We start from the raw sequence: 25,489 nt of genomic DNA, 5'->3' as shown, positions 1-25,489 counted from the left end.
TGACAAGATCGTGGGCCACGGGTCAGTCTCAGTCGGAAGCGAAGTCGATGCCAGAAGTTCGATGCCAGAAGCCGATGTCACGAGATTCGACGTCACGAGATTCGGCGTCACCCGAGATTCGATGTCACCTGAGATGGAGAACCACCGGATGCAGAGGATCCGGCCGGCCGTGCCGCGCGACCGTGAGGACCTGCGCCGGCTCGTACGGGCGCTGACCGAGCCGCTGATCCCCCACTTCAGCCCAGGCGGGGCCCGGCCGCGCCTCGGCGTCAACGCCGCGCACCACTCGGACGCCGCCGCCGAACTGGAGTCGTTCGCCCGCCCGCTGTGGGGGCTCGCGCCGCTGGTGGCCGGCGGGGGGTCGTTCGACCACTGGGAGCTGTGGCGCCGGGGGCTCGCGGCCGGCACCGACCCCGGGCACGAGGAGTTCTGGGGCGCGGTCACCGACATCGACCAGCGGCTGGTGGAGACCGCCGCCATCGGCCTGGCGCTCGCGCTGGCGCCCGAGGAGGTCTGGGACCCGCTGAGCGGCGGGGAGAGGGACAACCTGCGGGCATGGCTGCTCCAGGCAATCGCCGCCGAGCCCGTGGACAACAACTGGGCGTTCTTCCCGGTCGTGGTGGGACTCGGTCTCGATCGCGTCGGCGTCGCCTTCGACCCGACGCCCAACGCCGCCCGCCTCGACCGGCTGGAGTCCTTCGCCCTCGGGCGCGGCTGGTACAGCGACGGCCCCACCGCCCAGCGCGACTACTACATCCCCTTCGCGATGCACTACTACGGCCTGATCTACGCGGCGCTCGCCGGGGAGCGCGATCCCGGCCGCGCCGAGCGGTTCCGTGAGCGTGCCGCCGAGTTCGCGCTCGACTTCCAGCACTGGTTCGCGTCGGACGGGGCGGCCGTGCCCTTCGGCCGGAGCCTCACCTACCGCTTCGCCCAGGGCGCGTTCTGGGGAGCGCTCGCGTTCGCGGGCGTCGAGGCCCTGCCCTGGGGCACGGTCAAGGGCCACCTGATGCGCCATCTGCGCTGGTGGCTGCGGCGGCCGATCCAGGACCCCTCAGGGCTGCTCACCCTGGGCTACGGGTACGCCCAGCCCGCGCTCACCGAGCAGTACAACGGACCCGGCTCCCCGTACTGGGCGTTCAAGTCCTTCCTCCCCCTCGCGCTGCCCGACGGTCATCCCTTCTGGGCCGCCGAGGAACGGGCCGCGCCGCCCCTGCCGGAGGTCAGCGACCAGCCCGAGGCCGGCGTCGCGCTGATGCGCTGCGAGGAGGGCCGCCAGGTCGTCATGCTGAGCGCGCAGCAGCACCACACCTGGGTGCGCAACGGCGCCGCGAAGTACGCCAAGTTCGCCTACTCCACCTCCTTCGGGTTCAGCGTGCCGAGCGGTTCGTGGGGGCTGGAGCAGGCGGCGCCGGACAGCACCCTGGCGCTCAGCGAGGACGGCGTCCACTGGCGGCCCTGCGAGGTCCCCCGTGACTCCACGGTGCGTGACGGGCTCCTGCGCCTGCGATGGAACCCCTGGCCGGACGTGGAGATCGAGACCTGGCTGCTCGCGTGCCCTCCGTGGCACATCCGGGTGCATCACCTCTCCACGGGGCGGCCTCTGAGGTCGGCGGAGGGCGGGTTCGCGCTGGACCGCGACCTTCCCTTCGGCCACGTGGAAACCGGCCCCGGTCGCGCGCGGGTGTGCTCGCCCGCGGGAACGTGCGTGGTCGACGACCTCACCGGCGCCCGGACCGGACGGCTCGTCGAGGCACTGCCCGGCACCAACGTCATGGCGCCGCGCACGGTGATCCCCGCCCTGACCGACGCCCACGCGCCCGGTGAGCACCTGCTCGCCTGCGCGGTGCTGGGCGCGGTGGACGCGCCGCCGGCCGAGGGCTGGCCGGCGTCTCCCACCTTGGAGGCGGTGAACGAACTGCTCTCCCGCCACCCCGGCCCCGAGGCCGCCGTGCTGCGCGCGACGCTCCGCGAGGCACCCTGGGTCTTGTGAACGCGGCACCCTGGGTCGTATGAGCCGATCACCCTTGGTCGTATGAAGGCGCGGGAACATCTCCGCCGGACGGAGGAGCGTTCTCGGTCTTCCGGCCGATGGCCCGCCGTCCCGGCGGCGAGGAGTCTGGACGCGGAGGCCCGGACCATGTCGTGGCCCGGGGTGAGCCGACGGAACTGCTGGGGGCGGTCATGGAGCACAGGGTCCGTACGACACGGTGGCTGGGCTGGACGGCCCTCGCACTCGCCGCCACCCTGCTCGTCGCGTCATGCGCGGGAGGGGGGAAGCCGGGGGCGTCCGGGAGCCTGGACTCGGCGTCGGTCACCGGAACGCACAGCGGGCACGGGAAGCCGTTCACGGCGCCGCCCGCCGCGCCGCTCCGGGCCTCGGAACGGTTCGTCAACCTGACCCTGGCCGAGCCGTACACCCCGGCGGCGCCCTCCGGGGGGACCGATGAATACCGCTGCTTCCTGGTCGACCCGGGGCTGACCGGCAGGGCGTTCCTCACCGGCAGCCAGTTCATGCCGCAGAACACCGCGCTCGTCCACCACGCGATCATCTTCAGGATCGGCCCCGACCAGGTGAAGGCGGCCAGTGACCTCGACGCCCGTACGCCAGGTGAGGGGTGGACCTGCTTCGGCGACGCCGGGGTGGAGAACGGCGCCTGGATCGGCCACTGGGCGCCGGGAGCCAACGAGACTCTGCTCGCCGGCAACGTCGGGTACCCCATGCCCCCGGGCAGCCGGCTGATCATCCAGGTTCACTACAACCTGCTCGCCACCGAGGGCAGGCCGGGCGGCAGCGACCGTTCCTCGATCCGGCTGCGGCTCACCGACGGCAAGGCCGACCTCGACCCCCTGGACACCGCGCGGCTCATAGCACCGATCGAGCTGCCCTGTACGAAGCGGGAGTCCGGGCCGCTGTGCGACCGTGAGGCGGCGGTGCGGGACGTCGTCCACCGTTTCGGGGAGCAGGCGGGGACCACCGTCACCCAGCTCAACCAGTTCTGCAACCAGGCCAAGCCTCCCGTCCCGGAACCGACCCAGCACTGCGACCAGCCGGTCCGCAGGGCGGGCACGGTGTACGCCGTCGCCGGGCACATGCACCTGCTGGGGCGCTCGATCAAGCTGGAGCTCAACCCCGGGACGCCCAAGGCCAGGACGCTTCTCGACATTCCCAGCTACAACTTCGACGAGCAGGCCATCCGCCCGCTGGCCACGCCGGTCACGGTCAAGGCCGACGACACCGTGCGGGTGACCTGCACCCACGACGCCGGCCTTCGCGAGATGCTCCCGGCGCTGCACGACGTCCCACCGCGCTACGTCGTGTGGGGCGAGGGCACCAGCGACGAGATGTGCCTCGGGCTGCTCGTCTGGTCACCCAAGGCCCCGGCCGCGGGCTGACCCACCGGTCCTCACAGTCCCACGTCCCGGCGCATCAGGTCCTCCGCGCCCTCCCTGCGCACCACCAGCCGTGCCCCGCCCCTGCCGACCGCGACCACGGGCGGGCGCCCGGTCATGTTGTAGGTGGAGGCCATGGAATGGTGGTAGGCGCCGGTGGCCGCCATGACGATCACGTCGCCTGGGTGGATGTCGGCCGGGAGCTGAACGTCCTCGGCGAGCACGTCTCCCGCCTCGCAGTGGTGACCGACCACGTGGAAGGCCCGCGTGCCCACGTGGCACTCCCGCCCGATCATCCGGACCTCGTACGGCGCGCCGTACAGGGAGTGGCGGGGGTTGTCGCTCATGCCGCCGTCCACCGCCACGTAGGTGCGGGTCAGCCCCTTCTTTACGGATATGACCCGATAGAGGGTGACCCCGGCGGGCCCGCTGATCGCCCGCCCCGGCTCGACGATGAGCCGGGGCATGGGCAGCCCGAGGCCCGCGCAGCGCTCCCGCAGGGCTCCGGTGATCCGCTCGGCGAACGTCTCCAGGCCGAGCCCGCGCTCCCCTTCCAGGTACGCGATGCCGTGGCCTCCGCCGAGGTCCAGCTCGGGGAGGATCACCCCCCGGGTCTCCCGGATCCGGGCCGTCTGCTCGACCATGACGCGCACGGCGGTCTCGTACGGCTCGGGCGCGTCGATCTGCGAACCGAGATGGCAGTGCAGGCCGGTGAGCTCCAGGCGGGGCTGGGCCAGCACCCTGGCCACTGCCTCGCCCGCCGCGCCGGTGGAGATGGAGAGCCCGAACTGCTGGTCCTCCCCGCCCGTGCGGATCGCCGTGTACGCGCCCGCGCCCACATCGGGGATGACCCTGATCAGCACCTTCTGCCGGTGCCCGAGCGGGACGAGCGCGGCGAGGCGGCTGATCTCGGCGAGGTTGTCCACCACGATCCGCCCGACGCCCTCGTTGACCGCGGCGATGAGCTCTTTCGGGGTCTTGGCGTTGCCGTGGAAGATGATCCGTTCGGCGGGGAAGCCTACCGAACGCGCGACCACGAGCTCCCCGGCGCTGCACACGTCGAGGCTGAGCTTCTCCGCGCGGATCCAGCTCGCCATCGCCCGGCACAGGAAGGCCTTGGCGGCGTAGGCGATCTCGGCCTCGGGCAGGGCCGCCCTGTAGGCGCGGCACCGCCGGCGGACGTCGGTCTCGTCGAGGACGTACGCGGGGGTGCCGAACCGGTTGGCGATCTCCATGAGGGACACGCCCGCCACCGTGGCCTCGCCGTGCGCCCCGAACACCGCGGACGAGGGCCACGGCCCCTGAGCGGTCTGCGTCATGACGGTCATGCGTGCCTCGTTTCGGACGGTTCCGCGGCACCAAGCGAGTCTCGGCCCGGGTCGGTGCCGGGAACGGCCGCTCGGCCCGGGTCGGTGGCGAGAACGGCCGCTCGTACCTGGTCGGTGGCGGATACGTGGTCCACCCGCTCTTCGGCCTGGGCGGAGCCGGACGCCAGGTCCTGCGTCAGGGCGCACATCAGGCGACCCGCAGATCGTGTGCCTCGTACCGCCGTTCGCGCCGCGGGTGCGCCGCTAAGAGCAGGTCGCTCATGATCTTTCCTCCTGCTGAACCCTTCGTCAGACCGGAAATACGGCCTCGAAAGGAACGCTAGGCGGGTTAACCGGCGATCTCCGCCATCTTGACGCCCTCCTGACGGAGAGGCCGCGAGAACTGACGCCCCCTTGACGGCTCCTTATCGAGAGCACCCCCTTTTATGAGAGGTGATTCACCTGTTAACTTGGCCGCAACAATTCTCTTCGTCAAGGGATGGCGATGAACGCAGTCCGATCCCGTACCGTCCGCACCGAGCGTCTGACGACGCACCTCCGGGAGACGGGCGCGGGTGTCCCCGTCGTTTTCGTACACGGCAACCTCTCCGACGGCTCCGCCTGGGACGAGCAGCTCTCCCTGCTCCCCGGCGGCTACCACGGCATCGCCCCCGACCTGCGTGGTTACGGGAACAGCGAGCCCGCTCCCGTCGACGCGACCCGGGGGGTCGGCGACTACCGCGACGACCTGGTCGCGCTGCTCGACGCGCTCGGCCTCGACGCCGTCCACCTGGTCGGCCACTCGCTGGGCGGCGGCGTCATCCTTGACTTCGCCATCCACCATCCCGGCCGCGTCCTCTCGCTCACCCCGGTGGCGACGGTCTCGCCGTACGGGTTCGGCGGCACCAGGCGCGACGGCACGCCGTGCGCGCCCGACTTCGCCGGCTCGGGCGGCGGCACCGCCAACCCCGACCTCGTGAAGCTCATGGCCGAGGGCGACGAGTCGGACGCCAGCCCGCTCTCGCCGCGCAACGTCGTGCGCAGCCTCTACTTCCCCGGCCCGGACGCCGTACGGGACGAGGAGGCCCTGCTCCGGGGGATCCTGGCCACCCACCTCGGCGACGGCAGCTACCCCGGGGACACCCAGTCGTCGGAGAACTGGCCAGGCGTCGCGCCGGGCACGCGCGGGGTTCTCAACGCGATCTCCCCGAAGTACCTGAACTGGAGCGGCCTGCCCGAGTCGGGGTGCAGCGCCCCGGTGCTCTGGGTCCGCGGCGACCAGGACGCGATCGTCTCCGACACCTCGATGGTCGACCTCGGTCACCTCGGGGCCCTCGGGTACGTGCCGGACTGGCCCGGCGAGGAGTCGTTCCCCGCCCAGCCGATGATCCAGCAGACCAGGGACGTCCTCACCCGGTACGGCCGCTACTCCGAGCACGTCATGGAGGGCGCGGGGCACTTCCCGTACACCCAGCGGCCGGGTGAGTTCTCGTCGCTGCTGCACGCCCACCTGTCCCGGGTGTCCGCGGGCTGACGCTTTGACCGGGGGAGCGCGAATGCAGGCATGGCGGGTCGAGGACGAGCCGCCGCCCACGAGCACGCGGGGCCGCCCGCTGTCCCCGAAGGGGGAACGCACCCGGCGGCGGCTGCTCGACGCCTCGGAGGAGGTGTTCGCCGAGCTGGGCTACCACGAGGCCTCGATCGTCAAGATCACCGAGGCGGCCGGGTGCTCGCAGGGCACGTTCTACATCTACTTCGAGGGCAAGCAGCAGATCTTCGACGAGCTGGTCGCCGACCTCAACCGGCGCGTACGGCGGGCGATGTCCGAGGGTGCCCGGCAGGGACGTACCCGGCCCGAGTCCGAAAGGCTGGGCTTCAAGGGGTTCTTCCGGTTCACCGCCGAGCATCCCGGGCTCTACCGGATCATCCGCCAGGCCGAGTTCGTCTCGCCGGGCATGCTTCAGCGGCACTACCGGACGATCGCCGACGGCTACGTGGGCGGGCTGCGCGCGGCGATGGCCGACGGTGAGATCGCCCAGGCCGATCCCGAGGTGCTCGCCTGGGCGCTGATGGGGGTGGGCGAGCTGATCGGCATGCGATGGATCCTGTGGAAGGACGGTCCCGGCGGGGTGCCGGACCAGGTCTTCGAGGAGATGTACGCGTTCATCCTCCGCGGCCTCGGCGCCGACGGCGCACCGTCCGGACAGGGCACACACGTGCCCGAGGCGTCCGGCTCGGGTCCGAACGGATCCGGGGTGTTCAGCTCGGGTCCCAACGGATCCGGGGCGTTCGGCTCGGGTCCGGACGGATCCGGGGCGTTCGGAGGGGGATCGGAACGGTGACTCTCGCACTGGGCCGGTGGCTGCGCGACCGGGCGCGTGCCACACCCCACCGCACGGCCATCGTCTTCGAGGGCGATGACACCTCGTACGGCGAGCTGGATGCCCGGTCGGAACGGCTGGCGGCGGGCCTGCTCGCCGCCGGGGTCCGGCCGGGCGACCGGGTCGCCACCCTGACGGGCAATCGTCCCGAACACGTCGAGCTGTTCTTCGCCTGCGCCAAGGCAGGGCTGGTCCTCACCCCGGTCAACGTCCGGCTGACGGCGCCGGAGGTGGCCTACCAGCTCACGGACGCCGAGCCGTCGATCCTGCTGGCCGCTCCCGAACTGGTCCCGCTCGCGGAGGAGGCCCGCATGAGGTCCGGCCACCCATGCCGGATCGCGGAGCTCACCCGGGACGGCCTCGACGCGCTCGCCTCGACCGCCTCCGAGGCCACGGCCCCGCACACGCCGGGCGAGCACAACGGCACCGGAGACGACGGCGGTCCGGGAACCGGCCATAGTGTCCCCAACGACCCCAACGACCCCAACGACCCCGCCGACGACGCCGGGCTGCTGCTCGTCTACACGGGGGGAACGACCGGACGGCCGAAGGGCGCCCTGCTGACCCACGCCAACTGCTTCTGGACCAACCTGTCCCTCGACCGTGGCTGCGAGCTGCGCGAGGACGACGTCGTCCTTCAGGTGCTCCCCCAGTTCCACGTCGGCGGGTGGAACGTCCAGCCCCTGCTCGCGTGGTGGAAGGGCGCGACCGTCGTGCTGGAGCCGTCGTTCGACGCCGGGCGGACGCTGCGCCTCATCGCCGAGCGGGGCGTGACCACGATGATGGGCGTGCCCGCGACCTACCTGTTCATGGCGCAGGACCCCGGCTTCGCGACCGCCGACCTGTCCCGGCTGCGCCGCGTCGTGGTCGGCGGCGCCCCCATGCCCGAGCCGCTGCTGCGCACCTGGCTCGACCGTGGCGTGCGGATCGTCCAGGGGTACGGCCTCACCGAGGCCGCGCCGAACGTCCTGTGCCTCCCCGAGGAGGACATCGAGGGGCGGGTCGGCTGGGCGGGCATCCCGTACCCCCACGTCGACGTGGCGCTGCGCGACGTCGAGACCGGCGGCACGCTCGACGGGGCGGGCATCGGCGAGCTGGTCGTGCGGGGCCCGAACGTGTTCCCGGGCTACTGGCGCGACCCGGAGGCCACCCGCGCGGCCGTGACCGGGGGCTGGCTGCGCACCGGCGACATCGCCGAGCGCGACGCCGACGGCTTCTACCGCATCCGCGGGCGGGCGAAGGACATGTACGTCTCCGGCGGAGAGAACGTTTATCCGGCGGAGGCCGAGTCGGTGTTGCAGGGGCACGCCGAAGTGGCCGAGGTCGCGGTGGTCGGCGTCCCCGACGAGCGCTGGGGCGAGGTGGGCTGCGCCTTCGTGGTGCCGGTGCCCGGCGCCGCGCCGGAGGCGTCCGACCTGATCGCGTACTGCAGGGTCCTGCTCGCCGGGTTCAAGGTGCCCAAGTACGTCCGGCTGGTCGACAGGCTGCCTCGCTCCGCCGTCGACAAGGTGCTGAAGAGCAAGCTGCGCGGCGTGTGGGAGCAGGCCGGATGACCCGCGTGCGGCTCGCCGCCACGGCGTCGTACCTGCCGGAGCGGTGGATGGGCGCGGCCGAGATCTCCGGCCTGTCCGGGATCCCCGAGCAGGTGCTGGTCGACAGGTTCGGCCTGCGCGGCAAGCACATCGCCGCCCCGGACGAGCATGTCAGCGACATGGCCGCCACGGCGGCACGGCGGCTGCTCGCCGAGCAGGGCATGGAGCCGGACGAGGTCGACGCCCTGGTCTACTTCGGTTCCACCTGGAAGGACTTCGAGGTGTGGCACGCCGCGCCGCGCGTGGCCCACCTGGTCGGCTGCGGGCGGGCGACGGTGCTGGAGCTCGCCTATGTCTCCTGCGGGTCGCCGGTGGCCGTACGGGTGTGCCGCGACCTGCTGCGGGCCGAGGACGAGCTGCGCACGGTGCTCGCGGTGGCCGCGTCCCGCGAGTCCTCCCTCATCGACTACGGCAACCCGCGCACGCGGTTCGCCTACGACTTCGGCGACGGCGCGGTGGCGGCGCTGTTCGTCAGGGACCCCGGTGACGACGGCGGGCGGGTGCCGGGGGAGGTGCTCGGCTGCCACATGATCACCGACGGGTCGTTCTCCCTGGACGTGATGGTCCCGGCGGGGGGCAGCGCCGAGCCCGCGAGCCACGAGACGGTGCGCGCGGGGCGGCACCTCCTCGACGTGCCGGATCCGGGCTCGATGAAGGAACGGCTGGACCCCGTCACGCTGCCCAACTTCCTCGCCGCCGCCGACGAGGCACTGCGCCGCTCGGGCGCCGGTCGCGAGGACGTCTCGCATCTGTGCGGCATCCACGTCAAGCGCTCGCTGCACGACACCCTGGTCAAGGAGCTCGGGCTCTCCCCTGACCGGGTGACGTACCTGGACGACACCGGCCACATGAGCGGGGTGGACCCCCTGCTCGGCCTCGACCGGGCGGCCCGGTCGGGACGGCTCTCCCCCGGCGACCTCGTGCTCCTCCTCGCCGCCGGCACCGGCTACACCTGGGCCGCCAGCGTCATCCGGTGGTGAGCCCCCCGTCGCCGATCACGCGCGCGGTCACGGCGGACGCACCGAGCCCCGGACCCTAAGGTAAGCGACGGGGAAGCACCCCCCGAGAGCGAGGGGATAGTCGATGCCGCACGAGAAGCTGTCGTCGATCTACGACAACGTCCTGCGCCGCAATCCAGGCGAGGCCGAGTTCCACCAGTCCGTCCAGGAAGTCCTTGAGAGCATCGGACCGGTCCTGGTCAAGCATCCCGAGTACGCCGAGTCGAAGATCATCGAGCGGATCTGCGAGCCGGAGCGGCAGATCATCTTCCGGGTTCCCTGGGAGGACGACCGGGGCGAGGTACACATCAACCGCGGCTTCCGCGTCGAGTTCAACAGCGCGCTCGGCCCCTACAAGGGCGGGCTGCGCTTCCACCCCTCGGTCTACCTCGGCATCGTGAAGTTCCTCGGCTTCGAGCAGATCTTCAAGAACAGCCTGACCGGCCTGCCGATCGGCGGGGGCAAGGGCGGCTCCGACTTCGACCCGAAGGGGCGCTCCCCTCGCGAGATCATGCGCTTCTGCCAGAGCTTCATGACCGAGCTCTACCGCCACATCGGGGAGCACACCGACGTTCCCGCCGGTGACATCGGCGTCGGGCAGCGCGAGGTCGGCTACCTGTTCGGGCAGTACAAGCGCATCACCAACCGCTACGAGTCCGGAGTGATCACGGGCAAGGGCCTCGGTTACGGCGGCGCCCAAGTACGCACCGAGGCCACCGGGTACGGCTGCGCGTTCTTCGTCGACGAGATGCTGAAGGCACGCGGCACGTCGTTCGACGGCAAGCGCGTCGTGGTCTCCGGCTCCGGCAACGTCGCCATCTACGCCATCGAGAAGGTCCAGCAGCTCGGCGGCGTCGTCGTCGCCTGCTCCGACTCCTCGGGGCACATCCTCGACGACAAGGGCATCGACGTCGACCTGCTGAAGCGGCTCAAGGAGGTCGAGCGCGCCCGGTTGCACGTCTACGCCGAGCGGCGCGGCGGGAGCTCCTCCTTCGTACCCGGCCGGAGCGTCTGGGAGGTGCCGTGCGAGGTGGCCATGCCGTCCGCCACCCAGAACGAGATCAGCGCCGCCGACGCCGAGACGCTCGTCCGCTCCGGCTGCGTCGCGGTCGGCGAGGGCGCCAACATGCCTGCCACCCCGGGCGCCATCCGGGTGTTCCAGCAGGCGGGCGTGTCCTTCGGACCGGGCAAGGCCGCCAACGCGGGCGGCGTCGCGACCAGCGCGCTGGAGATGCAGCAGAACGCCAGCCGCGACTCGTGGACCTTCGACTACTCCGAGCAACGCCTGCGGCAGATCATGCGGGACATCCACGCCCGCTGCCTGGAGAGCGCCGACGAGTACGACATGCCGGGAAACTACGTCGCCGGCGCGAACATCGACGGCTTCAAACGGGTCGCCGACGCGATGCTCTCCCTCGGCCTGATCTGAGCACCTGGTCTGAGCACCTGGTCTGAGTGCCTGGTCTGAGTGCCTGGTCTGAGTGCCTGGTCTGAGTGCCTGGTCTGAGCATCCCAGGAGGGAGGTTCCTCCCTCCTGGGCGTCAGGGACCTGGTCCGTCGGGCAGTCGAGAACCGGATCGGCTGTGACGAGCCGCCTCCCCCGTCGGCCTGTCAGGCGACGACCGGCTCCCCGTCCTTCCACACGCGGGCGACCAGGGGGACGCCGGGGCGGTACGCCAGGTGGACGTGGGACGGGGCGTCCAGGAGCACGATGTCGGCGCGGGCCCCAGGGGCGAGGTGGCCCACGTCCGTACGGCGCAGTGCCCGGGCGCCGCCCATCGTGGCCGCCCACACCGCCTCTCCCGGCGTCATGTTCATGTCGCGCACGGCCAGGGCGACGCAGAACGGGATGTTCGTGGTGTAGCTCGACCCGGGGTTGCAGTCGGCGGCCAGGGCGACCGTCGCCCCGGCGTCGAGCAGGCGGCGCGCGTCGGGGTAGCGCGAGCGCGTGGAGAACTCCGCGCCGGGCAGCAGCGTCGCCACCGTGTCACCGGAGGCGAGCGCCTCCACGTCGGCGTCGCTCAGATGCGTCACGTGGTCGGCCGACGCCGCCCCCAGCTCCACCGCGATCTCCACGCCGGGACCGGGCCCGAGCTGGCCGGCGTGTACCCGCGGCACCAGGCCCCGTTTCATGCCCGCCGTGAGGATCGCCCTGGTCTGGTCGCCGTCGAAGGCCCCGCGGTCGCAGAAGACGTCGATCCACCTGGCGTGCGGCGCGCACGCGTCGAGCATCGCGCCGCTCACCAGCTCGACGTACGCGTCCGCGTCGCCGCCGTACTCCGGCGGGACCACGTGGGCGCCGAGGTAGGTGACCTCGGCGGTGTGCTCGGCGGCCAGGCGCAGGCTCCGCTCCTCGTCCTCGACCGTGAGGCCGTACCCCGACTTGCACTCGATCGTGGTCGTGCCCGACCTGAGCGCCTCGGACACAAGGCGCCGCAGGTTCGCCCGCAGCGCGTCGTCGGTCGCCGCTCGCGTCGCCGCCACCGTCGTACGGATGCCACCGGCCGTGTACGGGCGGCCGGTCATGCGGGCCTCGAACTCCCCCGTGCGGTCCCCGGCGAAGACCAGATGCGCGTGGCTGTCGACGAACCCGGGGATGACCGCCCGTCCCCCTGCGTCGAACCGCTCACTCGCGGCCCCCTCGGGCACCCGCGAACGCGGGCCCGCCCAGGCCACGCGGCCGTCCTCGACCACGAGCGCGGCGTCGCCCACGATGCCCAGCACGCCCTCCCCGATATCCGGGGCATTGGTGACGAGCGAGCCGATGTTGTCGATGAGAAGGGCACTCATGTCAGCTCCGAAACCACGGTGGCAAGGGCATTCAGGTCTGGATTCGCGGGGCCGGGGGCACTCATGTCAGCTCCGCGATCGCGGCGGTGAGGGCGGCGGGGACGTCGTCCACCAGCAGGTGCCGCCCGTCGGTGACGACGCGGCGGCCACCGGCGACCACCTCGCGGACGTCGGCCGCCGTGGCGGCGAACACCACGGACTCGACCAGGGCGCCCACGGGCGAACCGGCCATCCGTACCGAGTCGAGGGTGACGGTCACCAGGTCGGCGGGGACGCCCACCTCGATGCGGCCCGCCTCCGGCCAGCCGAGCGAGGCGTGGCCGCCCGAGGTGGCCGCCCGCAGCAGGTCGGAGGCGAGCCAGTGCCCCCGTTCACGCGTGGCGAGGCGCTCGTCCAGCTCCACGCCGCGCGCCTCCTCGAAGAGGTCGACGACCGCGTTGCTGTCGCTGCCCAGCGAGAGCGGCGATCCGGCGTCCGCCAGCGCCCGCGCCGGGCCGATGCCGTCCGCGAGGTCGCGCTCGGTGGTGGGGCACATGCACACGCCGGTGCGGGACTCCCCGAGAAGCGTGAGGTCATGCGGGGTGAGGTGGGTCGCGTGAACGGCGGTCGACAGCGGGCCGAGCGCGCCGTGCTCGGCCAGCAGCTCCGCCGGGGTGCGGCCGTAGGCCGACAGGCACGCCTCGTTCTCGGCGACCTGCTCGGACAGGTGGAAGTGCAGCGGCGCCCCCCGCTCGCGCGCCCAGCCGCTCACCGCGCCGATCGCCTCAGAGGGCACGGCGCGCACCGAGTGGACGGCCGCGCCGACGCGGGCGTGCTCGCCGCCCTTCAGCCCGGCGGCCCTGTCCGCCCAGGCTTCCACGTCGCGGTCGCCGAAGCGCAGCTGCGGCCCTTCGAGCGGCATCCCGAAGCCGCCCCGCAAGTAGCAGGTGTCGAGCAGCGTGACGCGGATCCCCGCCTCCGCGGCGGCGGCGATCAGCGCCTCCCCCATGGCGTTGGGCGAGGCGTAGGGCCGTCCCCCGGTGTCGTGGTGGAGGTAGTGGAATTCGCCGACACAGGTCACCCCGGCGAGCGCCATCTCGGCGTAGGCGGCCCGGGCGAGGGCGTGGTAGGTGTCCGGGGTGAGACGGGCCGCGACGTCGTACATCTGCCGGCGCCACGTCCAGAACGTGCCGCGCTCGCGCTGGGTGCGCCCGCGCAGCGCCCGGTGGAAGGCGTGCGAGTGGGCGTTGGCGAGCCCCGGCACGGTCACCCCGCGCAGGTGGACGGCCCCGGGCGGCGGCGTGGCCACCCCCTGGCGTACGGCCGTGACGCGCCCGCCGCCGACCTCGACGACCACCCCGGCCACGGTGCCTTCCCCGCCCAGCCAGGCGTGATCCGCGTAGAAGACGCTCACCACCCCACACCCCCTGCCAGATCCTCCAGCACGGCGGTCAGGGCCACGACCCCCGTCACGCAGTCTTCCGTGCCGGCGTGCTCGGCCGGGCTGTGGCTCACCCCGGTCGGATTGCGCACGAAGAGCATGGCGGTCGGGACGGAGGCCGACAGGATGCCCGCGTCGTGCCCCGCCCCGGTGGGCAGGGCGGGGACCCCGCCCAGCGTCGCGGCGATCCGGTCGCGCAGCCCGTGGCCGAATTCGACCACGGGAGTGGTGGACTCCGCCACGACCTCCACCCGCACACCGTGCTCGGCGCCCGCTTCGCGCGCGGCCTCGGCTATGCGGCCCACCATCGCCTCCACGGTGGCGGCGTCGGGCGCGCGGCCGTCCAGCCAGGCGTCGACCCGTGAGGGGATGGCGTTGGTGCCGTTCGGATCGACGCGCACCTTGCCGAACGTCGCCAGCGCACCGGCCTGCTCCGCCGCCCGCCGGGCGGCGAGCACCGCCGAGGCGAACGGCAGCATGGGGTCGTGCCGGTCGGCCAGCCGGGTGGTTCCCGCGTGGTTGGCCTCACCGTGGAAGGTGCACCGCCACCGGCCGTGCGGCCAGATCGCGCTCGCCACCCCGACCGGCGAGTCCAGGTCGGCGAGCCCGCGTCCCTGCTCGACATGGAGCTCCACGAAGGCTCCGATACGCGCGAGAGCCTGGTCGTCTCGTCCCAGCGTGCCGGGATCGGCGTGCGCCGCCCGCATTGCTTCCGCCAAGGTCACTCCGTCGCCGTCGCGCAGGGCTCGGGCGTCGTCCGGGTCGAGGATCCCGGTGAGCAGGCGGCTGCCGACGCAGGCCACCCCGAAGCGGGCGCCCTCCTCGTCGGCGAAGTTGACCACCGCGATCGGCCGCGCGGGGACGACGCCCCGCTCGCGCAACCCGTCGACGGCGAGGAACGCCGAGACCACGCCGAGCGGGCCGTCGAAGGCGCCGCCTCCGGGCACGCTGTCCAGGTGGCTCCCGGTCACCACGGCGCCGGGGGCGGGAGTTCCCCACCAGGCCCATTGGTTGCCGTTCCGGTCCAGCTCGTACGTCAGGCCGCGCAGCGCCGCCTGTTCCCGGAACCAGTCGCGCAGGGCGAGGTCGACCGGCGTCCAGGCGAACCGCCGGTACCCGCCGGCCCCGCCGTCCCCGATCGCGGCGAGGTCCCTCCACATCCCTTCGAACCGGGCATGGAGCGCCTCCCGTTCACCGCTTTCCAGGCCGGTGTGGCCGGTCACAGGGTTTTCCCGTCCGCCATCGGGACCGCGACGCCGCGCTCGGCGGCGATCTCGGCGGCCCGGTCGTAGCCCGCGTCGACGTGCCTGATGACGCCCATACCCGGGTCGTTGGTCAGGACGCGCTCCAGCTTCTGCGCGGCCAGGGCCGTACCGTCGGCGACGGCCACCTGGCCCGCGTGGATCGAGCGGCCGATGCCGACCCCGCCGCCGTGGTGGATCGACACCCAGGACGCGCCCGAGGCCACGTTGACCATCGCGTTGAGCAGCGGCCAGTCGGCGATGGCGTCGGAACCGTCGAGCATGGCCTCGGTCTCGCGGTACGGCGAGGCGACCGACCCGCAGTCGAGGTGGTCGCGGCCGATGACCAGCGGGGCCCGCAGCTCGCCGGAGGCGACCATCTCGTTGAACCGCACCCCGGCCTTGTCGCGCTCGCCGTACCCGAGCCAGCAGATGCGGGCGGGCAGCCCCTGGAAGGCGACCCGCTCCCCCGCGAGCCTGATCCAGCGGGCCAGCGACTCGTTCTCGGGGAACAGGTCGAGGATCGCGCGGTCGGTCGCGGCGATGTCCCGGGCGTCGCCCGACAGCGCGGCCCAGCGGAACGGGCCCTTCCCCTCGCAGAACAGCGGGCGGATGTAGGCGGGGACGAAGCCGGGGAAGTCGAAGGCCCGCGTGTAGCCGGCGAGCATCGCCTCCCCGCGGATCGAGTTGCCGTAGTCGAAGACCTCGGCGCCCCCGTCCATGAAGCCGACCATGGCCTCGACGTGCGTGGCCATGGCCTCGCGGGCGCGCAGGGTGAAGGCGGCCGGGTCCTTGTCCGCCTCGTCGCGCATGTCCTCGAAGGCCATGCCGAGCGGCAGGTACGACAGCGGGTCGTGCGCCGAGGTCTGGTCGGTGACGATGTCGATCGGCGCGCCCATCGCGAGCAGCCTCGGCAGCACGTCGGCGGCGTTGCCGAGCAGCCCGATCGAGAGCGGTCGCCGGGCGTCCCGGGCCTCGACGGCGAGCCGCAGCGCCTCGTCGATGTCCCGTGCCTCGACGTCGAGGTAGCGGTGCTCGATCCGGCGGGCGATGCGCGAAGGGTCGCACTCGACGCAGATCGCGACACCGTCGTTCATGGTCACCGCCATCGGCTGGGCGCCGCCCATCCCGCCGAGACCGGCGGTGAGCGTGATCGTCCCGGCGAGCGTCCCGCCGAACCGCTTGGCGGCCACCGCGGCGAAGGTCTCGTAGGTGCCCTGCAGGATGCCCTGGGTGCCGATGTAGATCCAGGAACCGGCGGTCATCTGGCCGTACATCGTGAGCCCGGCCGCCTCCAGGCGCCGGAACTCCTCCCAGTTCGCCCAGTCGGGGACCAGGTTGGAGTTGGCGATCAGCACACGGGGCGCCCACTCGTGGGTCCGCATCACGCCGACGGGGCGCCCGGACTGCACGAGCAGCGTCTCGTCCTGCTTCAGGCCCTGGAGCGTGCGCGCGATGGCGTCGAACGACGGCCAGTCGCGCGCCGCCTTCCCCGTGCCCCCGTACACGACCAGCTTGTCCGGATGCTCGGCCACCTCGGGGTCGAGGTTGTTGTGCAGCATCCGGAAGGCGGCCTCCTGCTGCCATCCCTGGCAGGACAGTTCCGCGCCGCGGGGAGAGCGGATGACCCGCCGGACGTCGTCACTCATCGCTGTTCTTCTCCTTGCTCGGCCCGCGTCGCCCGTTCGGGGCGGCGGCTCGGTGATCGAAGACTCTTTGCTGAAAGCATGGTGTCCGCCGGGGGGACCCGGGCGGCGGCCCGCCGCTCATTCGGGCAGGAAGAGCCGGCGTTGCGCGGCACTGTTCTCGAACTCCTCGATGGACGCCTGCTCGCGGGCCGGCAGCGCGTAGATCATGGAGTGGACCAGGGCCGCGCACAGCACGCTGGGCGCGGCCTGCGAGTCGAAGGCGAACTGCGAGCTGACGGGCGCGGTGAGCACCACGTCCGCGTGCTCGGTGAGCGCGCCGACGGAGTTGTCGGTGACCAGCGCCACCCGCAGGCCCACCCGTCTCGCCCAGACGAGCCCGTCGCGCAGCTCACGCGGGTAGCGGGGCAGGCCGAACGCGAGCACCCACCCGGCGCCGGCCTCCCTGGCCCGGCTCAGCGTGTCCTCCAGAGTGGACCCAGGGGTGTCGACGACCCGTACGTCGGGATGCGCCTTGGCCGCCAGGTACCCGAAGAGGTGGGCGAGCGGCGCGGACACCCGCAGCCCGATGACCGGCAGCGGCCGGGACGCCGCCAGGGCCGCCGCCACATCCACGAGCCGCCGGGTGTCGCTGAGGGAGTCACGGAGCGATTCCAGGTTGCGAAGCTCGGAGTCGACCATGGCCTGGACGGGGTTGAGCTCCGCGGGCTCGGCCGCCACGCCGTCGCCGTCGCGCAACGCGGCCCGCAGGTGGTCGCGGAACTCCGGGAAGCCGGTGAACCCCAGCGCGAACGCGAAGCGCGTCACGGACGGCTGGCTGGTGCCGACGGCCTCGGCGATGTCGACGCTGGTGAGGAACACCGCCTCGTGGGGGCGTTCGAGGAGGTGCCGCGCGATCCGGCGCTGCGAAGGCGACAGCCGATGACCTTCGAGCAGCTCCCGCAGACGGGCCGCCACCCGCGACGCGTCCTCGGCCGCCACCCCCTGGCTCACCGGACCACCCACCCCCTCGTCCCTCTCTCCCGCTCGCCCCCCTGCCACCGGGGCTCGGCGTGGCCTGCCTGGTTTCATTCTCTTGCTTCGAATGCATACTTTCATGCAGGATTGTCGATGTATACGTGCATGTCAATGGGTCCGGGCGAAATGCAGAGTAAAGTGCTTGACAAGGGGCTCTCTCGATGACGTCGCGGACGATCACCCTGGACGGGACCCGAACCCGTCCGGCGGACATCACGGACATCGCTTACGCCGATGCCCCGGTCTCCCTTGCCACCGAAGGGCTCGACCGTGCCGCCGCCGCCCACAAGGCCGCCGCAGAGATCGCGCGACGACGGCCCGTCTACGGGCTCAACACAGGGGTCGGCGCCAACCGCACCGAGGACGTCGCCCCCGCCGACAGCGACACCCACGGACTCCGCCTGCTGCGCAGCCACGCCGGCGGCATCGGCCCGCTCGTGCCGGCGCCCCAGGTGCGCGCGATGCTCGCCGTCCGCGCCAACCAGATCCTGGCCGGAGGGGCCGGCCTCCAGCCCGTCTTCGCCGAGGCGCTGGCCCAGGCGCTCAACTCGGGGCACCTCCCCGAGATCCACGAGATCGGGGCCATCGGCACAGGAGACCTCACCGCGCTGGCCGAAGCCGGACTGACCCTCATCGGCGAACGCCCATGGACAGGCGGTCACCTCGGCGAACGTCCATGGACAGGCGGTCACCTCGGCGAACGCCCGTGGACAGGCGGTCACCTCGGCGAACGCCCGTGGACAGGCGGTCACGCCGGAGAGCGCCCCTCGTCCGGCGGGCACGCGGCCGCGCCCGGGCCGATCAGGCTGGAGACCGGAGACGCGCTCGCCTTCTGCAGCAGCAGCGCCCTGACGATCGGCCAGGCGGTGCTCGGCTGGTCGGACATCACGCGCCTGCTGCGGGCGACGCAGGTGGTCGCCGCCCTGTCGCTGATCGCGGTCGACGGGGGCGGAGAGCCGTACGACGAGCAGGTGCACGCCGGACGACCCCATCCCGGCAACGTCGCGGTGGCCGCCGAAATGCGACGGTTGCTGGGCGGACGGGCGGCGCCACCGGCACGCGTCCAGGATCCTTTCGGCTACCGCTGCTTCCCGCAGGTCCACGGCCCGGCCGTGGAGGCCGCCACCGCGCTCGAACGCGTCCTGGACGTCGAGATCAACTCGGCGTCGGAGAACCCGCTGATCTCCGCCGGGAGCGGCACGGTCCACCACCACGGGGGCTTCCACCAGGCGACCCTCGGACTCACCCTCGACCACCTGAGGGTGGCGCTCCTGCACACCGCGCACCTGTCGGCCGCCCGGCTGGCCACCCTGGTCGAACCCGCGTTCACCGGGCTGCGGCCCTTCCTCGCCGAGGGCGCCCCGGCCAGCTCGGGGGTGATGATCCTTGAGTACTCGGCGAACTCGGCGCTGGCCCAGTTGCGCAATGCCGCGTACCCGGCCGCGCTCGGCCACGCCGTGCTGTCGCGGGGCGTGGAGGAGCACGCGAGCTTCGCGGCCCAGTCGGCGCGGCAGACGTTACAGGCCGCCGCGTCCTACCGGCTCGTCCTCGCGTGCGAGCTGGTGGCGGTCGTACGGGCGCTGCGCCAGCGCGGCGTCACCCCCGGCCCGTCGACGCCCACCGGCGCGGCCTTCGCGGCGGCGGCACCCCGGCTCGACCCCCGAGGCGAGGACCGCTCCCTGAGCGCGGACGTCGAGGTGGCCGCCACCCTTCTGGACGCCCTCGCCGAGATCTGACCACCACAGGACGACCCACTCGATGCCCTGGCCGAGATCTGACCACCACAGGACGACACACTCGATGCCCTGGCCGAGATCTGAACAAACTCACCGCGAGGCGGCCGTCCGGGTGGGCTCAATGGCCCTGTGGCACCGGGAGGTCGAAGCGGCCGAAGAGCCAGGTGCCCGGGGCGTCCGGGTCGTCTCCGGCCCAGAACTGCGTCCAGAGCCGGACGAACTCCCCCTGTGAGAGGTAGCCGTCACCATCGGGGTCGAGCAGGGGGAAGATCTCGTCGGTGTCGGTGGCACAGCCGTTCCACGTCTCGATGAGCTGGTTGTACTCGGCCGGGGAGATCCGCCCGTCGCCGTCCTTGTCGACGGCCTGGAACATCGCCTCGGCGGTCCCGGTGACCGCGTCGGACCTGGCGTCAAGCTGGTCGACGACCAGCAGGACCTCCTCAAGCGTGACCTTGTCGTCGCGATCGAGGTCGGAGGCCGCCAGCAGGGCGGTCCACCATCCCATCATGATCGAGGTCAGCCGGGTGTGGCCCGCGGAGCCGGGCGTCACGCCCTGGACCTCGGCCCACCGCTCGGCCAGCGCCGCGAAGTCCTGCTCTCGCAGGAGACCGTCACCGTCGGCGTCCATGGCGTCGAACACTCCGGCGATCTTGCTTCTCTGGAACCCGCTTGCCACGGTTCATCCTTCCGGCCGGCTGTGTGTGGGCGAGAAACGCGCGGCTCCAGAGTGGCCGACCGCCACTCCAGGCGACACTCGCCACAGGGGTCAACTCACGTCCCGCCGGAGTTACCCATTGCTTACCTTCGACAACCCACCGTGCCCACCGGCCGGGCGTCCCCCGCGCGCGACCGGCAAGGCGTGACAGCCTTCAGAGCGGGATGTCAGTGAGCGCGTGAGGCAACATATTTCAACATATATTGACATAATCTCCCGCAGCCCCACAATGAAGTACACATCTCCGGTACCACCCCCCGCCGGGAGAACTCGTGAGAACTTCGCATCGGCTGGCCGCCGTCGCCGTGGCGCTCCTTCTCTGCGTCTGCGGGACGCCGGCCGCTCCCGCCGCCGCCGTCCAGCCGCCGAGCCGCTACCCCCGGACGCCGCAGGGCACCATGTTCCTCGACCATGGCGCGCTGCTCGGCCCCACCGAGGACCCGGCCTGGTTCGAGGCCAACATCCCGTTCCTTGAGGTGCCTGACCAGCAGATCCAGAGCGTCTACTACTACCGCTGGCAGACGTACAAGGAACACCTCGTCTACACCGGCCCGGAGTACGGCTGGCTGTCCAACGAGTTCTTACAGCCCGTCTCCTACGGCGCCCCCTACGGAGGAATCTCCGCCGCCGCGGGGCACCAGATCAGCGAGGGCCGCTGGCTCCGCGATCAGCAGTACGTCAAGGACGTCATCCACTACTGGCTCAACGGGCCTGGCCGGTTCCCGAAGCCGATGGTCGACGCGGTCAACGCCGACACCTCCGACTGGGCGCACGAGTACAGCTTCTGGGCCGCGAGCTCCGTCTGGCAGCAACTGCTCGCCGGCGGCGACCGCGCGTTCACCCTCGCGCAGCAACCCGCGCTGATCAGGCAGTACGACGGCTGGGCCAACCACTTCAACCCCGCGCTCGGCCTCTACTGGCAGGCGCCGGTGTGGGACGCGACGGAGTTCTCCGCCTCGTCGCTGGAGTCCTCCGACCCCTATCACGGCGGCCACGGGTACCGTCCGACGATCAACTCCTACCAGTACGGCGACGCACGGGCCATCGCCCGGATCGCCTCCCTGGCCGGGGACGCCGGCACCGCCGCCGACTTCAACGCCCGCGCCGCGGCGTTGCAGAACGCGGTGCAGGCACGCCTGTGGGACGGCGGACGGCAGTTCTACTACGGCATCGCGCGCGACGGCAATCCGAACCTCGCCAAAACGGGCAGCAGGGAGCTTATGGGCTACCTGCCCTGGGTCTTCGGCCTGGCCCCTGCGGCCAACGCGAGCGCGTTCCAGCAGCTCCTCGACCCGAACGGCTTCGCCGCCGCCTACGGCCCGACGACCGCCGAACGGCGCAGCCCCTGGTTCATGTACCAGGCGGGCTCGTGCTGCCGGTGGAACGGCCCCTCCTGGCCCTTCGCCACGTCGCAGACGCTGACGGCGCTGGCCAACCTGCTGCAGGACTACCCCGCGCAGCCGTACGTCTCCGCCGCCGACTACGTCAACCTGCTGCGCACCTACGCGGCCACGCAGTACAAGAACGGCAAACCGTATGTGGCTGAGGCGCACCACCCGGACAATCCCACCTGGATGTACGACGGCGCCAACCACAGCGAGGACTACAACCACTCGACCTACACCGACAACGTCATCTCCGAGCTGGTCGGGCTGCGCGGCAAGCCCGACGACACCCTTACCGTACGGCCGCTGGCCCCGGCCACCTGGGACTACTTCGCCCTGGAGAACACGCCTTACCACGGGCACAGCGTCACCGTCCTTTGGGACCGCACAGGCGGCAGGTACGGGCAGGGCGCCGGCCTGCGCGTCTACGTCGACGGCGTCCTGGCCGGGAGCCAGGCCGGGCTCGGCGCGATGACCGTCAACGTGGGCGCGCCGATCACCCAGTCCGGAGGCGGCGGCACGGTGAACATCGCCGCCAACGGGCAGCGGTTCGGCTACCGTGCGCAGCCGTTCGCCTCCTACACCTCGCCGTACGACAACGTGTGGAACGTCGTCGACGGCCTGGTCTGGCGCCGCGACATCCCGAACAACACCCGCTGGACCAGCTACGGCACGCGCAACGCGAGCGACTCGGTGGGGGTGGACTTCGGCCGCGCCGTGACGGTGCGGGACCTGCGCCTGTGGTTCTACGACGACGGCGGCGGCGTCCGCACACCGGGGAGCTACGACCTGCAGTACTGGACCGGCGCCAACTGGGCGACCGTCCCCGGCCAGGTCCGCACGCCGGGCGTGCCGACCGGCAACGCGCTGAACGAGATCACCTTCCCGCCGATCGACACCTCCCGGCTTCGGGTCGTCGCGCCCAACCCCGGCGGCGGCACCGGCTGGGGACTGTCGGAGTTCGAGGTGTGGTCGCCACCCGTGTTCAAGATCTTCAACGTCGGCAGCGGCAAGCTGCTCGCCGTCCAGAACGCCTCCCAGGACGACAACGCGAACGTGCAGCAGTACGCCGACAGCGGGACGCAGGACCATCTGTGGGAACTGGCCGACGCGGGCGGCGGCTACTACAAGATCCTCAATCTCGGCAGCGGCCTGCAGCTCGCCGTCCAGGACGCGTCGACCACGGCCGGGGCACAGGTGAGGCAGTTCCACGAGAACGGCACGGCCGACCAGGTGTGGAGCCTGGTCGACGCGGGCGGCGGCCGGTTCAAGGTGCGCAACCGCAACAGCGGCCTGCTGCTCGGCGTCGCCGGCGCCTCGACCGCCGACAGCGCCGACATCGTCCAGGTGGCGGACTCGACCGCCGACGACCGGCTCTGGACGTTCCCCGCCGCGGCCCAGCCGTCGCGGCTGACCGACGACTTCGAGACCCAGAGCACCGCCCAGTGGCAGCCCCAGTCGGGCTCGTGGTCGGCCTGCCGCCCCGCGTCATGGGAGCTGTGCTCCACCGGCACCGGCGACAGCGTGACCCTGGCCGGCGGCGCCGGCTGGCGGGCGTACACCGTCGACGCCTCGATCCGAGCGGCCGCGAACCCACCGGACTCGGGCATCGCCCTGCTGGCCCGAGCACAGGACGGCACCCACTACTACCAGGCCGAACTCAAGCGAAACGGCGACGGTACCCAGGAGTGGATCATCGCCAGGAACGACGGCGGCCAGTGGGCCACCCTCGCCTCCGGGCGTCTGACCTGGCCGTCCGCCACCTACCTGAACCTTCGCTTCGCCGCACAGGGGCACCGGCTGACCATGGGCCTGATGGGCCCCGGCGGCACCTGGCAGACCCTCGGCTCCGCCACCGACACCCGGTACGTCAGCGGCCGCCCCGGCCTGCGCACCTGGGGCCTCACCGGCAGCTTCGACCTCGTCCACGTCCGCTCCGGCTGACCGTGGCCGAGGTCTGGTGAAGTCACCGGCACGTGATCGACCGGCGGGAACAGGCCCTGGCCTGTTCCCGCCGCGGGTCAGGCGGGCACCGAGTCGACCCAGGCGCCCACGATCTGGTCGAGCACGCCGAGCGGCACCGCGCCGTTGCCGAGCACCGCACCATGAAAGCCCCGGATGTCGAACCGGGATCCGAGGCGGTCCTCGGCGAGGGCGCGCAGGCGGCTGATCTCCCGGCGGCCGATCATGTACGCCGGCGCCTGGCCGGGCCACGAGATGTAGCGGTCGACCTCGTTACGGACGTTGGCCTGCGTCGTCGCGGTGTTCTCCCACATGAACCGCCGGGCCTGCTCCCTCGACCAGCCGAGGTGGTGCAGGCCGGTGTCGACCACCATGCGGCAGGCCCTGAGCGCGTCGAACGACAGCATCCCCAGCCGGGTGATGTCCGAGGTGTACAGACCCATCTCGTCGGCCAGCCGCTCGCAGTACAGGCCCCAGCCCTCGACGTAGCCGCACACCTCGGCGTCCAGGAACCGCCGGTACTCCGGCAGGTCGGTCAGCGTCTGCGCGGAGGCGATCTGCAGGTGGTGGCCGGGCGAGCTCTCGTGGAACGCCAGCGCCTCGTACTCGTAGACGAACCGCTCCTGCGGGTCGGTGGTCAGCACGCAGAAGGCGCCAGGACGTGACCCGTCACCCGCCGGCGGCCGGTAGTGCGCGAGCGCGGCGCTGCCCGCCTCGATCGGGTTGATCTCCTCGATGACACAGCCGGCGATGTCGTACGCGGGGAACCAGTCGCCGCGGACCTCCTCCGCGCGGCGCAGCCCGTCGGAGACCATGTCGACGATCTGGGAGCCGGCGCTGAACCGCAGGGACGGGTCGTCGCGCAGCCGGGAGAGGATCTCTCCCACGTCGCTCGTGCCGAGCGCCCTGCCACCCAGCTCGGCCCACTGCGTCCGCAGCTCCGCCAGGCAGTCGAGGCCTAACTGGTGGATCTCGTCAGGAGTGAGGTCGGTGGTGGTGTGCCGCCTGACCGCGTTGCGATAGCCCTCCTCGCCGCCTGGGACGAAGCGAATGCCGACCCGGTCGTCGGGACGGGCCACCGGCAGCAGCTCCTCCTCAAGGCCTTCGACCAGGCGCCGCAGCGCGGGGCGTACGGACTGCTCCACGATCTCGGACAGGCGGGCCCGCACCCGGGCCTCGTCGACGTCGTCCGGCAGCCGGGGGCTGAGGAAGGTGTCGTCGGCCAGGCTCAGCGAGAGGTGCCCTTTGATCTGGTCGATGGCCTGGCCGACACCGACGCGGGTCGGGACCCGCCCGTCCGCCTTGGCCAGCCGATGGCGGTCGAGGACCGCGTCGAGGAACGGCGGCAGGGCGGTCAGCCGCTGGGCGTACCGCTCGACGGCCTCGGCGTCGGTGAGCGAGGCGGCGGGGACCGCCATGAACATCATCGCCTGCGGCGAGGAGTACCCGGCCGCGGACGCCCCCGTCTCCCACTGCGCGTCCTCCAGATCGGATCGCACACCCCAGGCGAGGCTGCCCAGCACCGCGTGGTTGATCCGGTCGGCATGGTTCAGCCCGGCGGGGTCGATCTCGTCCAGGCGCCGCTCGATGTCTGCCACCTTCGCGACCTCGGCGGCGGTGCCGGCACGGCTCGGGTCGGGCACCAGGCCGTCGAAACCCGAGACGCCGAGCAGCGTGGCGCTGAACGGGTCGGCCGCGTGCTTCACCTGGAAGAACTCCGCGCTGAGCCGGGCGAGCCGGTCATCCGGCCCGGCGGTCGCCTCGGCTGCGGGTTTGTAGTCTGCCACCACTGCTCCTCGCTTCGGTCGTTACGACACGATCATTGTGAGGCCAAGATTGTCTTAAGTGCCGGAAGTGTCCCGACATTTTTCGGGGCCGGCGACCCCGGTGTGGTGCGCGCCGGAGC

The 25,489-nt window shown here is 72.0% G+C and carries 17 protein-coding genes; 9 read left to right on the top strand and 8 right to left on the bottom strand.

Going from position 1 to position 25,489, the window contains the following annotated elements:
• Nucleotides 1–148 precede the first annotated feature (148 nt).
• A complete protein-coding gene (locus ACGFIV_RS07255; protein ID WP_358556775.1) occupies nucleotides 149–1,993 on the top strand; it encodes a DUF2264 domain-containing protein in 1,845 nt (614 codons plus the stop codon).
• Between the two features lie 98 nt (nucleotides 1,994–2,091).
• Nucleotides 2,092–3,396, top strand: coding sequence for a monooxygenase (locus tag ACGFIV_RS07250; protein WP_358556778.1), 1,305 nt, complete (start codon nucleotides 2,092–2,094; stop codon nucleotides 3,394–3,396).
• Between the two features lie 11 nt (nucleotides 3,397–3,407).
• On the opposite strand, the gene lysA is transcribed toward ACGFIV_RS07250, so the two are convergent.
• Nucleotides 3,408–4,721, bottom strand: coding sequence for a diaminopimelate decarboxylase (lysA, locus tag ACGFIV_RS07245; protein ID WP_358556781.1), 1,314 nt, complete (start codon nucleotides 4,719–4,721; stop codon nucleotides 3,408–3,410).
• A gap of 484 nt (nucleotides 4,722–5,205) precedes the next feature.
• Between lysA and ACGFIV_RS07240 the strand changes: the two genes are divergently transcribed.
• The 5 genes from ACGFIV_RS07240 to gdhA all read left to right on the top strand — a co-directional run bounded on the left by ACGFIV_RS07240 (nucleotide 5,206) and on the right by gdhA (nucleotide 11,100).
• Entirely contained in the window at nucleotides 5,206–6,234 is a 1,029-nt protein-coding gene (locus tag ACGFIV_RS07240) for an alpha/beta hydrolase (RefSeq protein WP_358556793.1), read from the top strand.
• A 22-nt stretch (nucleotides 6,235–6,256) separates the two neighbouring features.
• A complete protein-coding gene (locus ACGFIV_RS07235) occupies nucleotides 6,257–7,042 on the top strand; it encodes a TetR/AcrR family transcriptional regulator (protein WP_392832818.1) in 786 nt (261 codons plus the stop codon).
• Nucleotides 7,039–8,634 carry a class I adenylate-forming enzyme family protein gene (locus tag ACGFIV_RS07230; protein ID WP_392832815.1) on the top strand — a complete coding sequence of 532 codons (1,596 nt, stop codon included), beginning with the start codon at nucleotides 7,039–7,041 and terminating at the stop codon, nucleotides 8,632–8,634. The genes ACGFIV_RS07235 and ACGFIV_RS07230 overlap by 4 nt, the downstream gene beginning before the upstream one ends.
• The gene (locus tag ACGFIV_RS07225) at nucleotides 8,631–9,653 is read left to right on the top strand and encodes a 3-oxoacyl-ACP synthase (protein WP_358556802.1); all 1,023 of its coding nucleotides are present in this window, start codon (nucleotides 8,631–8,633) and stop codon (nucleotides 9,651–9,653) included. The genes ACGFIV_RS07230 and ACGFIV_RS07225 overlap by 4 nt, the downstream gene beginning before the upstream one ends.
• Before the next feature lie 103 nt (nucleotides 9,654–9,756).
• Nucleotides 9,757–11,100, top strand: a complete 1,344-nt coding sequence (gene gdhA, locus ACGFIV_RS07220; RefSeq protein WP_392832810.1) for an NADP-specific glutamate dehydrogenase — start codon at nucleotides 9,757–9,759, stop codon at nucleotides 11,098–11,100.
• Between the two features lie 182 nt (nucleotides 11,101–11,282).
• On the opposite strand, the gene hutI is transcribed toward gdhA, so the two are convergent.
• From hutI to ACGFIV_RS07195, 5 genes are all read right to left on the bottom strand, one after another.
• On the bottom strand, nucleotides 11,283–12,461 hold the full coding sequence (gene hutI / locus ACGFIV_RS07215; protein WP_358558513.1) for an imidazolonepropionase: 1,179 nt from the start codon (nucleotides 12,459–12,461) through the stop codon (nucleotides 11,283–11,285).
• Between the two features lie 61 nt (nucleotides 12,462–12,522).
• Entirely contained in the window at nucleotides 12,523–13,854 is a 1,332-nt protein-coding gene (locus ACGFIV_RS07210) for a formimidoylglutamate deiminase (RefSeq protein WP_358558515.1), read from the bottom strand.
• The gene (locus ACGFIV_RS07205; RefSeq protein ID WP_392833046.1) at nucleotides 13,851–15,041 is read right to left on the bottom strand and encodes an allantoate amidohydrolase; all 1,191 of its coding nucleotides are present in this window, start codon (nucleotides 15,039–15,041) and stop codon (nucleotides 13,851–13,853) included. Before ACGFIV_RS07205 ends, ACGFIV_RS07210 begins: the two co-directional genes overlap by 4 nt.
• Before the next feature lie 59 nt (nucleotides 15,042–15,100).
• Complete coding sequence (gene hutU, locus ACGFIV_RS07200) at nucleotides 15,101–16,771, bottom strand: urocanate hydratase (protein ID WP_358558519.1); 1,671 nt, start codon at nucleotides 16,769–16,771, stop codon at nucleotides 15,101–15,103.
• A 117-nt stretch (nucleotides 16,772–16,888) separates the two neighbouring features.
• A complete protein-coding gene (locus ACGFIV_RS07195) occupies nucleotides 16,889–17,761 on the bottom strand; it encodes a MurR/RpiR family transcriptional regulator (RefSeq protein ID WP_358558521.1) in 873 nt (290 codons plus the stop codon).
• Between the two features lie 185 nt (nucleotides 17,762–17,946).
• On the opposite strand from ACGFIV_RS07195, the gene ACGFIV_RS07190 reads away from it, so the two are divergent.
• Entirely contained in the window at nucleotides 17,947–19,521 is a 1,575-nt protein-coding gene (locus tag ACGFIV_RS07190; RefSeq protein ID WP_358558523.1) for an aromatic amino acid ammonia-lyase, read from the top strand.
• A gap of 118 nt (nucleotides 19,522–19,639) precedes the next feature.
• On the opposite strand, the gene ACGFIV_RS07185 is transcribed toward ACGFIV_RS07190, so the two are convergent.
• The gene (locus ACGFIV_RS07185; RefSeq protein WP_358558525.1) at nucleotides 19,640–20,197 is read right to left on the bottom strand and encodes an EF-hand domain-containing protein; all 558 of its coding nucleotides are present in this window, start codon (nucleotides 20,195–20,197) and stop codon (nucleotides 19,640–19,642) included.
• A gap of 311 nt (nucleotides 20,198–20,508) precedes the next feature.
• Here ACGFIV_RS07185 and ACGFIV_RS07180 point away from each other — a divergent pair, with 311 nt between their 5' ends.
• Entirely contained in the window at nucleotides 20,509–23,565 is a 3,057-nt protein-coding gene (locus tag ACGFIV_RS07180) for an RICIN domain-containing protein (RefSeq protein ID WP_392832803.1), read from the top strand.
• A gap of 77 nt (nucleotides 23,566–23,642) precedes the next feature.
• Here ACGFIV_RS07180 and ACGFIV_RS07175 read toward each other — a convergent pair whose 3' ends face one another.
• Nucleotides 23,643–25,370 (bottom strand): DUF885 domain-containing protein, encoded by a 1,728-nt coding sequence (locus ACGFIV_RS07175; protein WP_392832801.1) that lies wholly within the window; start codon nucleotides 25,368–25,370, stop codon nucleotides 23,643–23,645.
• Nucleotides 25,371–25,489: the final 119 nt, after the last annotated feature.

Source organism: Sphaerisporangium sp. NPDC049003, from assembly GCF_043197795.1.
Taxonomy (GTDB): Bacteria; Actinomycetota; Actinomycetes; order Streptosporangiales; family Streptosporangiaceae; genus Sphaerisporangium.
This window is presented reverse-complemented; position numbering and strand designations above follow the sequence as displayed.